General features: G+C 61.3%; 9 protein-coding genes. 4 read left to right on the top strand and 5 right to left on the bottom strand.

The window, feature by feature from the left end; all coding sequences use genetic code 11:
- Nucleotides 1–153: 153 nt before the first annotated feature.
- A complete protein-coding gene (locus JNK74_01245) occupies nucleotides 154–684 on the bottom strand; it encodes an NUDIX hydrolase (GenBank protein ID MBL7644790.1) in 531 nt (176 codons plus the stop codon).
- 99 nt (nucleotides 685–783) lie between these two features.
- Here JNK74_01245 and JNK74_01240 point away from each other — a divergent pair, with 99 nt between their 5' ends.
- Together JNK74_01240 and JNK74_01235 are read left to right on the top strand one after the other, a co-directional pair.
- Complete coding sequence (locus JNK74_01240; protein ID MBL7644789.1) at nucleotides 784–1,722, top strand: tetratricopeptide repeat protein; 939 nt, start codon at nucleotides 784–786, stop codon at nucleotides 1,720–1,722.
- A gap of 88 nt (nucleotides 1,723–1,810) precedes the next feature.
- Nucleotides 1,811–2,683, top strand: coding sequence for a tetratricopeptide repeat protein (locus JNK74_01235; GenBank protein ID MBL7644788.1), 873 nt, complete (start codon nucleotides 1,811–1,813; stop codon nucleotides 2,681–2,683).
- 6 nt (nucleotides 2,684–2,689) lie between these two features.
- Here the strand turns inward: JNK74_01235 and JNK74_01230 are convergent, their stop codons facing one another.
- Nucleotides 2,690–5,791, bottom strand: coding sequence for a hypothetical protein (locus JNK74_01230; protein ID MBL7644787.1), 3,102 nt, complete (start codon nucleotides 5,789–5,791; stop codon nucleotides 2,690–2,692).
- A 100-nt stretch (nucleotides 5,792–5,891) separates the two neighbouring features.
- On the bottom strand, nucleotides 5,892–8,711 hold the full coding sequence (locus tag JNK74_01225; protein ID MBL7644786.1) for an FAD-binding protein: 2,820 nt from the start codon (nucleotides 8,709–8,711) through the stop codon (nucleotides 5,892–5,894).
- Nucleotides 8,712–9,174: 463 nt separating this feature from the next.
- Between JNK74_01225 and JNK74_01220 the strand changes: the two genes are divergently transcribed.
- Nucleotides 9,175–9,369, top strand: a complete 195-nt coding sequence (locus tag JNK74_01220) for a hypothetical protein (protein ID MBL7644785.1) — start codon at nucleotides 9,175–9,177, stop codon at nucleotides 9,367–9,369.
- A gap of 50 nt (nucleotides 9,370–9,419) precedes the next feature.
- Here JNK74_01220 and JNK74_01215 read toward each other — a convergent pair whose 3' ends face one another.
- Nucleotides 9,420–10,187, bottom strand: a complete 768-nt coding sequence (locus tag JNK74_01215) for a ComF family protein (GenBank protein MBL7644784.1) — start codon at nucleotides 10,185–10,187, stop codon at nucleotides 9,420–9,422.
- A gap of 372 nt (nucleotides 10,188–10,559) precedes the next feature.
- Here JNK74_01215 and JNK74_01210 point away from each other — a divergent pair, with 372 nt between their 5' ends.
- Nucleotides 10,560–11,357 (top strand): hypothetical protein, encoded by a 798-nt coding sequence (locus JNK74_01210; GenBank protein MBL7644783.1) that lies wholly within the window; start codon nucleotides 10,560–10,562, stop codon nucleotides 11,355–11,357.
- A 384-nt stretch (nucleotides 11,358–11,741) separates the two neighbouring features.
- On the opposite strand, the gene JNK74_01205 is transcribed toward JNK74_01210, so the two are convergent.
- A complete protein-coding gene (locus tag JNK74_01205; GenBank protein MBL7644782.1) occupies nucleotides 11,742–13,061 on the bottom strand; it encodes an HDOD domain-containing protein in 1,320 nt (439 codons plus the stop codon).
- Between the last annotated feature and the right edge of the window lie 433 nt (nucleotides 13,062–13,494).

The following is a 13,494-nucleotide window of genomic DNA, read 5'->3' as shown; positions in this document are numbered from 1 at the left end:
ATACACCAGGCTCGCCGTATTAACCAGTTGAATGTGCAAAAACGTACAACGCCTCCAACGTTACCCGCGCCGAAATATGAATAGCAATATTTCCCATGGCACCGCGCGCGTCTCACCTCGCGGCGCTATCCGGGGAGACCGCAATCGCCTGGCTCAAAGCCCCCGGATGCGCGCATACAGCGCAAGCAGCTCGCGATGCACGCTGAAGGCAAGATCCGGCCATGCTGTTCGGGCACAAAACCGCAGCTCCGACGCATCGGAGTCGGGCCGCATCTCCGCCTCACCCTCCCACTCGTCCACAATATAGCCCAGCACGAGCACCGCCCCGGATATCGGGCTCTGCCGCGTGCTCACCCCCAGAAGTTGCGCATGGGTCGCGCGGAGATTGGTCTCCTCCCGGAGTTCGCGCAGCGCCGCCTCTTCCGAGCTTTCTCCCAGCTCGATGAAGCCGCCCGGCAGGCACCATTCGCCCTTGCACGGTTCAACCGCCCGGCGGGCAACAAGGAGCTCCCCGGGGCCGCGGGATACAAAGCAGCACGCCGCCGGGACGGGATTATGATAGAAGAACCGGCGACAGGCCGGGCAATGGGGTTTGTCGCTCTGGCCATCGCAGGCCACGACCAGCGCGCGACCGCAGTTGCCGCAGTAGTTATAGGCGAAGGGTTCTGGTGGCTCGTAAGACATGGGGCCATGCTAACAGGCGGGCGTGAAGCGTGTAAACCCCCGCGTGCAAAGTCTGTTGCGAACCGTGTGTCGTTTACGTACCATGATGTTCGGGATACCATGCAAGACACGGGAGCGATCATGGTGGAAGGGCAGGCAAGTCGAGATAAGTTCAAGCGCGCGGACCAATTGTTCCGGGACGGAGACTTCGCGCAGGCGCTGGTACTGCTGGAAGAGCTCGACCGGGAGCACCCGGACACGCGCAATATCCTGGTGCCCATGGCCATGTGTCTGGACCGGCTGGGCCGACCGGAAGAAGCCCTCCCCCTGGCGGAGCGGCTGACGCGGCAGTTCGCCGATTCAAGAGCGCGCGCACTGGCGGACCGCCTGCGTCTGCCCCGGGCCCTGCCCGAAGTTCACGTGGACGCCCTGATCGGCGATCATGATTATGCAGCCGCCTATGATCTGCCCGACCTCGGACCGGGAACCACCGTCCCCGTGCCCGAACAGTCCGAAGTGGAAGAGTCCCGGTGGCCCATGGCGCTGCTCTGCGGTGGCTGCGCTTTGCTTATTTTCGGGCTGCTCCTGCTGCCCATGTTTTCCGGGCAGGGCGAAAGCGGCGCATCATCCACCGGCGCGGGGACCTTGTCGCCGGAGCAGACCGGGGTCGTAATCGGCATCGTGCTCCTTGCCTTCGCCTACTCCATCGTGGCCGGAACGATCACCGGAATCCTCGGCCTGGGCGCCCTGGGCAAGCTTCCCGCCAACACCATCGGCGGAATCGTCCTGGACGTCGGGGGGACCATCCTGGTCGTAAACCTCATCTCCGCCGTGCTCACCCTCCTCGTCGCGCGGGCCGAGTCCCCCGCCCTGGGCATTGCCGTCGCCATCATCCAGATTGCCATCCTACTCTACGCGTTCCACCGCAACTACCATCTCGGATTTGGCAACCTGATTGCCTTTGCCGTCATTTACTTCGTGTTGTCGTGCGTGCTGGTGGCGCTCCCCGTCATGGCGCTCGTGGGCGCGACCGGGATCATGGCCTTTTTCCTCGGCTGACGGCGCCCCGGAGGGCTTGCACCGGACCTTGGAACTATCTAGAATAGCAGCACGGCGGCGTGAGCAACCTGGACTGGGAGGACCGAACGTGGACGCTCGTGAAAGTAAAGAACGATTCAAGCGCGCGGACACCCTGTTTCGCGAAGGCGAGTACCAGCAGGCCCTCCACATCCTCTCGGGCCTGAATCAGGCCTTCCCCAATACGAAAAACGTGCTCTACCCCGCCGCCATGTGCCTGGAAAAACTGGGACGCGGCGCGGACGCCCTGCCCATCTGCGATCAGCTCATCGAGCAGTTCAACGACCCCAGGGCCATCGCGCTGAAGGAACGCATCAGCCAGATGCCGACGCCCAAACCCGCCGACAACCTCTTTGGCCTCGACTTTTCCGGGCTGGACGACTCCGCGATTCAGGGCGATCTACTCGACATCCCATCCACGACGCTCCAGTACAAGCCCGTCGAGCCCGAACCTTTCCCCTGGCTCAAATATAGCCTGATCGGCCTCGGCGTAATCCTTCTGCTCGCCATCATCATCGTCCCTCTGGTGAACTATGAGCCGCCGCCGCCCGGCGCCGTCGAGGCCACCGCGACCGGGGTCACCTCGGCAAACCGCGCCATGATCTATATGGGCGCCCTCGCCACCTTCGTCGTCATCATCGGATTCCAGACCGTCGGCGCCTATATCGCCCTCATGCTGATGCGCTCCCTGCCCTACGAGGACGTGTGGAGCAACTCGTTCAACATCAGCGCCAGCGTAATGGTGGCCACACTTCTGGAAAGTTCTTTTTTCGGCATTTTCCTGACCATCCTGTGGTTTGCAAAAGCCTACAACCTGGGATTCGTCGGCCTGTGTTTCTTCTATATCTTCCGCATCATCTTCTTCATCGTGGGATTGATGGTCGGTATGGCCGTATTCACGGGAAGCCTCGCTCTGGCCCTCCGCGACGTGATGGGCACATAGAACGCGTCAGACCGGCAGCCAGAGAACGACCGTGGTGCCTTTGCCGGGGACGCTGTGATATTCCACGCCGCCGTGGTGCTTCACCATGATGCCCTTCACAATCGGAACACCGAGCCCCACCCCGAAGCCCTTGGTGCTGTAGAGCGGCTCGAAGATGCGGGACAGGCTTTCTTCCGACATGCCGGGGCCGTTGTCCTTCACCACGATTTCAAAGCGGCCATCCCGTTGTCTGCTCTTGACCCGAAGCCGCTTGTACTCCCCGTTGTGATCCTCCATGGCCTGAACGGCGTTGTTCACCACATTGATCACCGCGCGGCGCAACCGTTCCGGATCGATTTCCAGCTCGAGGCCGCTCTCGAAGGTGTAGTCACAATGTATTTCCAGCGGGATCACCATCTCCTGCAACACCCCCGCGAGCCACGGATCCATCGACACGCACTCGATCTCCATCGCCACCGTGCGGGTAAAGTCCAGAAACTCCTCGATAATCCGGTCGCAGCGCTGGATACTGCGCTCGCCTCGGGCCAGGGCGTCTTCGAGCCCCAAATCAAGCCCCTGGACCTTCCGCCCGATCATGAACAGCGTCCCCCGAAGTGTCCCGAGGGGATTGCGCAATTCATGGCTCACCGACGCGGTGACCTTGCCCAGGGTGGCCAGGCGCTCCTGCTCGACGAGGGCGCGCTGGGCAATCTCAAGTTCTTCCGTGCGGCCCCGCACCAGTTCTTCAAGCTGCTCGAAGTGATCGTTCAGCCGCTGCTCCGCCTGGAGCCGCTCCCGAATCTCGCTCATCAGTTGCTGGTTCGACGCGTAGAGGGCCGCCTCCGAATTCAACAGGGCGTGGTGGGAGCGAATTCGCAGCACAAAAGCCGCAGCCACCAGCATGACCATGAAGCCCACGGGCAGGTAAACTCGGGGCTCCGACCATAGCGGGTTCGCCACGGTAAACGCCACGGAGGCCGGTGTCGGGTCCACGTTGCGCGCGTCGTCGGAGGCACGAACTTCGAATCGATACGTGCCGGGCTTGAGATGCTCGGCGATGTAGGAGGTCTCCGGGGAGAACTCATTCCACGGCGACAACTCGGTCGCCCCCGCGTCGTCAATCACGCGCCACGAATAAAGGAGCACATGGGGCGGCGTCCGCTGCCAGGCATCGATGGCGCGAAAGGAAAACACGCCGACGCCCCCATAGGGCACCGACGCCGTCGCCGCGGTAAGGGCCGTCTCCGGCGCCTCGCTATCGGGGCGGTACTGATAGAATCCCTCCCGGGCGGTCACCAGCCAGAGGCTTCCGCCCGCACCCTCGATCATATGCGTGATGGCGGAATTGGTGAGTCCATTGGCGAATCCGAAATTCAGCCAGCGCTTCTCGCGATAGGAAGCCAGGCCGACACGGCGGTACGATAGCCAGAGGGTACCATCGGAAGTCTCCAGAATATTGGACACGGAATGATGGGAGAGCCCCCGCGTGTCGTCGAAGCGCTCGAAGGTCGTTCCGTCGTAGCGATACACGCCCGAGCCATAACTGCCAAACCAGAGATCCCCGTTTCGCGACTGGCAGATGGTGTACACCGCGTCGTCTTCGGATACGCCCGCCGATGCGCCAAAATAACTAATCTCCTCTCCCTGCCACCGCTCGATGCCGTCGCGAACGCCCACGTAGATGACGCCCGGCGACGCTTCGTGGAAGGCGCTGACCGTCCGCCGTTCATACCCCGGGGCGACGGGGCGCTTTTCCCAGCGCCCCTGGACCAGGGCGTGGACCCCGTCCACCGCCGCAAGCCACAGTTCCCCCGAGGAGGTCATGAACAGCTTGCGATCTTCGCCCGTGCGGGGCATGGGAAAGGCGCCGATCAGCGCACCGCTGTCGCGCGTGAACTGATACAGCATGGTATCGCCCATGGCCCAGACATCGGGCTTGTCACCGAAGGTGGCGTAGCCGTCCAGCGGCTCCGGCGCGGCCAGTTGGGTTGTTTCGTGCCAGCCGTCATCCTCCAGGCGGGCAAGACAGGCATGCTCGTCCACCGCAAGCAAGCCCTCTGGAGCGGCGGCGTCCTGGAGGAGGGCGCCAAGCCCGTGGTTCTGGACCGTCACCGGGTAGTGTTTCCAGGCATGGGGCGCGCCCCGAACGAGCCCCTCCCGCGCACCGAGCCACAGGCCGTTATCCGCGGCAAAAAAAGCCTCGTTGATTTCCGGCGAGCCCACCTGATGCCCCAGATCCACCTTGGCGAGCGACGTTTCGTTAAAACGATAGAGGCCGGAAGTCGTCGCCGCGTAGCACCAGCCGTCGGGCCCCGTTACCAGGCCGCGAACCACTTCCGGCATCACGTGCTTCCGAACCAGTCCCCGCCCCTCCATAAGGTACAGTCCGGAGGTCGCTTCGTCCGTGGATGAGCAGGCCCAGATCCTGGCGCCGGCGGTATCCCCGCCCTCTCGGGTTATATACATCGTGCCGCCAGGACCGGGCGTACGTTCGAGGACGTTACCGTTGATCACGGCCCAGGTGTCGTCTTTAAAGGTCACCACGACGCGTCCGGAGCCGTCCTCCTCGAAGTCCGCGGTGCGCGAAGCACCCGAATCGCTTCGTGCGAGGAGGACCTCCCAGCCCGCCGTGTTCTCCCAGAGCACCGACGCCTTCGCGGAGGCCCCCGGGACCCGAAGTAGCGCCCCTTCATAGGTGGAAATCAAGAGGGCCCCGGTCCCGTCCATATGGATGAGATCGGGCTCATCGCCCTGAAGAGGGGGCAGGGCGGAACGGTGAATACAGTGAAGCGCTTCGCCTTGAAAATAACAGAGGCCGCCCGGCGTGCTGACCCAGATCGTGCCGTCCTCCCCCAGCGCGAGACCGCGCACCCAGTCACTGGCGAGCCCCTCCGCCTCGCGGTAGGAAGTCCAGCTTGATCCTTCGATGCGGGCCACGCCGCCGCCCCAGCTTGCGGCCCAGATCCGGCCCTGCCGATCCTCCACAAACTCGCGCACCTCGGGAAACTGAACACCGCGATCGGAAAGAAGAAATCGGCACTCCCACTGCTCGGCGGCGTCGACCGACACGCCCAAAATCGCGGCGAGGAACAGCAGGGCCAGCGCCGTGGCGCGACGGCGTACCCGCATTCCTGTCTGTCCGCCTGTCAACGGGTTCCCTCCCAGGGCTTGCGACATGCTGATTTCATCCCCGCGCCCGGCGCTTCCCGCGAATCCGCCGTGCCTCTACTTAATCAATAAACCGGGCGAGAAGCTCGGCCATATGGAGCGGAGACTTCTCCGCAAGGTGATCGATCTGGTGGCGGCAACTGGTGCCCGACGCCACCAGCAACGTGGCGTCGTCGAGTTGGTCCACCTGCGCTACAAGCGGCCGCGCCACTTCCAGCGAAAGGGCATATTTGGCGTCCATGCTGCCGAAAGCGCCCGCCATACCGCAGCAGCCCGTATCGAGCAGCTTGACCTCGTTTCCAGGGATGGCGCGGGCCACCTTGAGCATTTTGGCGGTCCCTGTAAGCGACTTCGCATGACAGTGACCATGAATGGCCGTTTTGGCTGCACGGCTGTTGAAGCGAATTGCCCTGGAATCGTGGGAGAGCAGATTCTCGATGAAATCCTCAAAGAGATAGCTTCGGCGCGCGAGATTCTCGGCGCCCTCCAGACCGAGTTCGCGATAGTCTTCCGCAAACATGGAATAGCACGAAGGCTCGAGAAAGATAATCGGGGCTTCCGAGCCCGCAAGTATACGGATGTTCTTTTCGCCGAACGCCGCGGCCACGTCGAGCCGCCCGGTGCTGAAGGCCGGCCGGCCGCAGCAGGCGCGCTGGGTAATCAGGTTCACCGTGAAGCCCGCAGCCTCAAGCACTTTGACCGCCGCCTTGCCGATATTCGGCTCGTTGTGGCGGACAAAGCAGTCGTCCCAGAGATACACCGTGCCCCGCTCGCCGATTACCGACGGTGCCTGGCGACGATGAAACCACGTATCGAAACGCTGGAGCGCGTAGGGCGGCAGAGGCCGCTCGGTGGCAAAGCCGGCAACGCGCTTCAACAGGGCGCGAAACCAGCCCCACTTCATGGTCGCATTGGCCACACGCGGCGCAAGACTTGCCAGTTCGCCCAGTATATCCACGCGGCTCACCATCCTCGCGGAAAGGGGCACGCCATACTTGCGGATCTTCGCGTAGAGCAGTTCCGCTTTGAGAAGCGCCATGTTGACGTTGGAGGGGCATTCGGTCGTGCAGGCCTTGCAGGACAGGCAGTTCTCCAGCGCCTTTTCGAGCGACGGAGAAAGAAGTGGGTCCACGCCGGCATCCACGCGCCCTTCGAGGACGGCGCGAATCGTGTTCGCCCGCCCGCGCGTTGCCATCACGTCCTCGCCCGTGGCCACAAAGGTGGGGCACATGGTGGGCGTGGACTTGCGACAGCCGCCACAGCCGTTGCACTGCTCAAGATTCCCCACAAAAGAACCATCTTTCGCGGCGAACTTCAACACGGGCTCGAAGGGCAACGTGTCCATCTTCGAGCCGTCGCCCTGGCGCAGGTTGGTATCAATCTTGTAGCGACCGTCGGGAAAAACCTTGCCGGGATTCATCAACGATTTTGGATCGAAGTGGGCCTTGATTGTGCGCATCACGTCCAGCAGCTCCGGACCGATGTGTTCGTCCATGAACTCCGTGCGCGCGATGCCCACGCCGTGCTCCGCCGCCAGGGCTCCCTTGAATTGCAGCGTCAGGGCGGACACGCCCTCGGCGAGACTGCGGAATTTCCTGATGTCCTCGGCCTTGTGCATATCCACCACGGGGCGCACATGGAGCAGGCCGGAGGCGGCGTGGCCGTAAAAGGAGCCCTTCAAACCGAGCGGCTTCATGAGCGATTGCAGGCCCGCCACATACTCCGGAAGTTTCTCCGGAGGCACCGCCACGTCTTCGATACCCGCCGTGGGTTTCGCATCGCCTTTGCAGCCCGTCAGCAGGGACAATCCCGACTTGCGCAGATTGAGGATATGGGCCTGATCGTTCGCGTCGCGACACATGCGCTTGCGCTTGCCCAGCTTCTTCTTCTCCAGCAGCGCGAGCTTCTCTTCCACATCGCCGTAAAACTCCACGAGCAGTATCGAAGTGCAGGGCTTGTCGTCCAGCTCCAGGAAATCCCGGGCCGCCTTGAACTGCAACTGGCCCCGGGTCTGATCAAAGAGTACATCGTCGATATGCTCCACCGCCGCCGGCTTGAGTTCCATCAATTCCACGGTCGCCTGCATGGCCTCGTTCACCGTGTCGAAGAACAGCAGGCCGATTCCCTTTTCAGCGGGCAACGGAACCAGATCCAGCTCGGCGGAGAACACCGCCGCCAGCGTCCCTTCGGCGCCGCCAAAAAGCTTCGCAAAGTTCCCGCCGGAACGCAGATAACGATCAAGTCCGTAGCCCGGCCAGCGCTTGATGATGCCCACATGAAAGCGCGACTCGATCTCGCCCTGGTGGGCCCGGATCAGCGCATCGATCTCGGAATACTCCCCTTGATTCTTCAGGCCGATGGTTTTGAACGTTCCGTCGGGCAGGATCACGTCCAGCGCGCGAACATGGTCGATCGTCGTGCCGTAGAGCGGCACCCGCGCGCCGGAGGAGTTGTTGCCGATCATGCCGCCCAAAGTGGCCCGGGAACTCGTGGCCACATCCGGTCCGAAAGCCAGGCCATGGGGTTTCAGGAACGCGTTGAGCTCGTCCAGCACCACACCGGCCCCCACCCGCACCGTCCTGGCCTCCACATTCAGATCCGTAATGGCCTGATTGTAACGCGCCAGATCCACAATGACGCCATCGCCAATCGCGCCGCCCGCCAGACCTGTCCCGGCGCCCCGGGGCGTCACGGGGATGCCCTCCTGAATCAGCGCCGGGAGAAGGGTAGACACCTCCTCGATGCTCCGGGGAAAGGCCACACCCTGGGGGACTATCTGATAGATGGACGCGTCGGTCGCGTAAAGCTGGCGCGAATGATCATCAAAACGAAGTTCGCACGGGGTCGCTTTCTTGAGGGTCTGCTGGATGGTCGTCTGCATGGATTCCGATTTCAGGCGTTACAGAAATTCCGGGGCCGCTCGGGCGATCATGAGGGGCTGGGCCCTCGGTGCGGCATGCTGCGCACATTGTACTACACGCCGAAATCGCGGCGGTATCCTGGGAACGAGATATTCCCAGGGAAGACGTCGGAAGCGCCCCCCGACAGAAACTCGCACGGGCCTTCCCGGTCGCTATCTGGCCCCGACCGGGAAAACGCGGATGCGTTGCGGCCATCGGCTTCCCTAAGTCCTTCCCGGTGATAACTTTCGAGTCGCGCACCGGTAACGGTACCCCCGTCAAATATTTGTGGTTGACGGACCAGGGAATCTTTACTATACTTCGGAACTGAACTTGGCTTTCCCATTTTGAGAAACCCGACGCTCAAATCCATGGTTGTTCCACTTTTTATCATCTTGCTCTTATTACTTTCTCGTGTGAACATCCTTTCGGGAGGAGCCCGTCGTGGCCGTTTTCAAATTCAGCGCACTCGCCTTGGGAAAAGAAAAAGAAGACCATTATGAAAAGGGGACGGTTGTAGCCCAGGACCAGATGGATGCCCTGGACAAACTCCGCCGGGCCCGCTATACCCACATCAAGCTGAAGCAGATTCGCGGTTTCACTGCATTGATTACGCAGTTCACCGCCGACGTCCGCTGAGGCTATCGAAGACGCAAGACCGCCCTGCCACACGCCTGAACCCTGCTGGTTCACGGCGTGTGGTGGCGGGTGGCCAGCGCAACCGCCAGCACGTCCACTTCGGACGCCCCGGCGCGCAGGAGCGCTTTTGCGCACTCTTCTACCGTCCCGCCCGACGTAACCACATCATCAATCAGCAGGACCCGTCTGTCCTTCGCGTCGTCGCCAATCACGGCGAAGGCGCCCTTCACGTTTTCCCGGCGTCGCTTTCCAGCAAGCTTGCTCTGGGTCCGCGTGGGGCGGATACGCTGGAGACCGTGCCAGACTCGGGCGCGGGGAAAAGCCCTGGCGACCTCTTCCGCGAGCAGGGCGGACTGGTTGTAGCCGCGTTCGCGATACCGCACCTTGTGCAGCGGAACGGGCGCCAGCAGATCATAGGCGCCAACATCCAGGTGGGCCAGGGCATGCTCCTGCAGCAGCCCCCCCAGGGCCTTCGAAAGTCGTTGCTTGTCGTGGAACTTGAGCAGCTTCACGCCCTCGGCCACCGCCCCCTCATAAAGCGCCGCGCCGTAGATGCGATGGACGGCCTTCAAGGGCTTCTCACGGCAATCCGCACAGGGAAAATTGCGGCGATTACCCAGCCCCGTCATGGATTCGTGGGGGCGTCCACAGTGGATGCATAGCGGAGGCTCGATCCGGGGCGCCAACTCCCAGCAGGTCGCGCAGAAAAACCCGTTTTCCTCCGTCAGCAGACGCTCCCGACAGGCCAGGCAGAAGATGGGAAAGAAAAGATTCTTGAAGGCCATCTTCCAGGCGTCAATTTGGACCGCTGACAGCACCGCCCGCCCTCCCACACAGTAGTAGCCGACTACACACCCGAGACTGAGATTGCTAGCGGCATAGCAAAAGTGCCGCATGGCAGAAATTTGTCATCTGTGAGCAATAATACACGGCAAATCACCGCCCGATCCAGAACAATGCGGAACTGTAGTGCTGCTAAGTAACAGATTTGTAGTACCTTAGAAAAAAATCAGCCCCCAAGGCATGATTCTTGCACGCTTTTGCACCAAGAGGTGGGAAGAGAGCACGCTCGGGCAAGGCGTTTTGGGGTTGCTTCTTCGTCTTTTCGACTCACTTTCGGAAGGGTCCGGTGTGTGCGCCAGACCTTTGGACAAAGGGCGGGGTCTGACCCCGAAAGAGGAGTTAGGGTTGTGAAGAACAGGATAGTACTCGCTGCGGCTGCTTTGGCAACGCTAGGGTGGGCCGGAAACGCCTCGGCTGACATTGCGTATAACCAAGACCTGACGTCGAACGTCATCATGGGCTCCGGAATCGGCAACGGTGGTTTCACTACTGATCGCGCGAACGGGATCGAGTTAGGACTGCGCGCTAGAATTCCGTTCATTGGCTCCGTGAACATCAGTGGCCCTGGAACTTACTCCTACGACACCACCGATATCGATTCGGGAGGCGTAGGCTCTTGGAATTTCGATTGGTCCGTGAATTCCAACTATGACGGGTCCGGGCCTGGCAATTTGAATACACTGACATACTTGCTCGAGTTTGACTATGATCCAACAGCCGGGGTCACATACTACGATTTTGCAGACTTAATTCCAGTGTTGAACGGCGACCCAATCTCGATAGCCTATCCAAACGATCACTCAATTGGCACAAATGGAACCTCTGAAAGTGGAGGATCTGAGGCGACCGACGCCACCAACTACTTTACGCTATTAGCGACCAACAACGTTCTGCAGAATTCTTGGCGTGGTGAGTGGCTACTGGCAACTCCCTCCGCCACATTCGACCCCTACGCCCCTGGGACCTACAACATTCGTCTGAGCGCATTCTCGGGCACCACCCAGAAAGCCAGCACAGAAATAACAGTCGTAATTAATGGCGGTGGTGGCCCCGCCGTCGTCCCCGTCCCTGCCGCCGCGCCGCTTGGCCTTCTGGGCATGGGCCTGGTGGCTTTCGTGCGTCGTCGCAAGAACGCCAAGGCTTAAGATTAACGCCACGAAACAGGACTGAACACTCGTCCCTGTTTCATCACCAATACACCAGAGGCCCCGCACTCAGCCGAGTGCGGGGCCTTTGCTTTGTGGACTGCATTCGTCTGGCGCGTGATGCGGGCATGAAATGACGATGCGAATTAGAGAGTCGGTCGGAGATCCGCCGCAGGAGGATTATAGCCATTCCTCCCGCGCGGTGCTATCCCCCGATGTCCATCGACAACAGCCCCTGCGAGTCTCGGAAGTGGTGAAGTTTTCCACCAAATGATCGCGGAACCGGGAGCGCGGGTTTTCTTACCCGCGTATCGTGCGACAGCGTCGCACGAGAATCACGGGCTGAAAAGTCCGTGCTCCCGCTACCGCCAATTTCAACAGGCCTCAGCCGAAGGTATCCTGCACGGCCGCTTCGTGGCGGCTGAGGTATTCCTCCAGCATGGCCTCGGCGCTTTCCATGTCCAGTCCCAGCAGGGCCAACGAGGACTGGTAGCCATCAAAGGCCGAAGGATTGTCCTCCAGGCGCGTTCCGGAGGCCTGGACCATGGCGTCGGAAAGGGCGACAATCGCCACGTGCTCCCGGGAGCTGGGAGCGAGTTCGGGGTGGTGATGGAAGCGGATGGACTGGGCGATTTCATCGGGGAGGGCCCAGTGCCGCGCAAGCTCATAGCCCGCTTCCACGTGCGTCAGGCCCACGACCGATTGCTCGGCTTCCAATAGGGCCAGGCCGGTCAGCGAACTGTCGATGCGCTTGCACTTCTGCGGCGCCACATCCCACAGGGCGGCGCGCCCGATGTCGTGGAGCAGGCCCGCGGTGAAGACACCGGGCAATTGACGGCGTCCGCTGACCTTGGCCACGATGCGCGACGCGCAGGCCGAGCAGACGGACTCGAGCCAGAAGGTCCGGTAGTCGAATTCCTCCAACTGACTGACGAGATCCACGACCGCCGCCGAGAGCACGATGGCGTAGGTCTCTTTCAAGCCCATGAGCGACACGGCCAGGGTGAGATCGGTGATCTTGTGGGTGAAGCCATAGGCGGCGGAGTTGGCCACGCTGAGTACCTTGGCCGCGACGGGCGGGTCGAGCGTGATAATGTCGGTCACCGACGTTACCGAGCTGTCCGGGCTCATCATGGCTTCGCGAACGCGGTGCACGGTTTCGGGAAGCGCGGGAAGGCTCTGAATCTGTCGGACCATATGGGCCATGTGGGAGAGCTTGATGGGCTGCTGGAGGCCGACGATGTTGCCGAGCTCGTCTTCTTCCTTAGTGCCGTTGGGGGGATAGTATCGCTTGAGCGCGCCATCGACATCCGCGGGGGCACACAGGAGCACCTTCACTTTCATGCCGGCGACCTGCTCAAGTTGCTTCTCCTGATCCGGAGAGAGGGGCGCTTTCGCCGCCAGGGTGAGCATGTCGCGGTAGCGATCCACCGGAACCACACCAAAGAGATGGGCAAGGTCGGCGGGAATCACCTCGAGCATTTCCGACTCAATTTCCAGGTCCTTGATGTCCGTGGGGAGCACGCCGGGATAGGTAAGAAGAAAATCCATGAAGGCATTGGGCTCCACCGCGCCCAGGGAGAACAGAATATCGATCAACTCCGCTTCGGTTTCCTCCTGGATCTCCACCGCCGCATCATAGTGCCCCTGGGTGATCAGCCCGGCTTTCAGAAGCAGTTTGCCAACCCGTTTCTTCATTGCCATTACAATTACTCCCGTCGCACGTTGTAGGTTCCGCAGTCACCCGAAAAGATGGGATGCCCAGGCGAAACCGATCATACTGGTTCGCGTCACCCCATTGAGTATAGCGCAAAAGTCTTGCGAAGATGAATAGTCCCTTGACATTTCACGCGGCATTCGAAGATTGCACCACAGCCACATCTTGAACACTCCTGACAAGGATATGTTCTGGTCCCCAACCTCCTCAAGCGTGCGAATTGCCTCACAATAAATCTACTCGAAATGCCTTCGTTGCCTCACGAAGCAAATCTATCCGAAACGATCCGGGTTGCGCGACTGAATTGACAGAGGCGCTTGAAGGGGTTAGAATCGACCCCGGTGGCGGGCCGTCGGCTCGGGTAAATGATAGTCATTTCTAGGTAGTATTTGGCGAGTCGCCAGATGGACGACGAAAATC

This window comes from Candidatus Hydrogenedentota bacterium, from assembly GCA_016791475.1.
In the GTDB taxonomy this organism is placed as follows: domain Bacteria; phylum Hydrogenedentota; class Hydrogenedentia; order Hydrogenedentales; family JAEUWI01; genus JAEUWI01.
Note: the sequence above shows the minus strand (reverse complement) of the source record. Positions and strands in the feature narration are given on the sequence as shown.

Excerpts from the sequence above, each read along its gene's own strand:
- JNK74_01240 (MBL7644789.1), top strand. The coding sequence starts at position 784 with ATGCAAGACACGGGAGCGATCATGGTGGAAGGGCAGGCAAGTCGAGAT.
- JNK74_01245 (MBL7644790.1), bottom strand. The coding sequence starts at position 684 with ATGTCTTACGAGCCACCAGAACCCTTCGCCTATAACTACTGCGGCAAC.
- JNK74_01225 (MBL7644786.1), bottom strand. The coding sequence starts at position 8,711 with ATGCAGACGACCATCCAGCAGACCCTCAAGAAAGCGACCCCGTGCGAA.
- JNK74_01230 (MBL7644787.1), bottom strand. The coding sequence starts at position 5,791 with ATGCGGGTACGCCGTCGCGCCACGGCGCTGGCCCTGCTGTTCCTCGCC.
- JNK74_01205 (MBL7644782.1), bottom strand. The coding sequence starts at position 13,061 with ATGGCAATGAAGAAACGGGTTGGCAAACTGCTTCTGAAAGCCGGGCTG.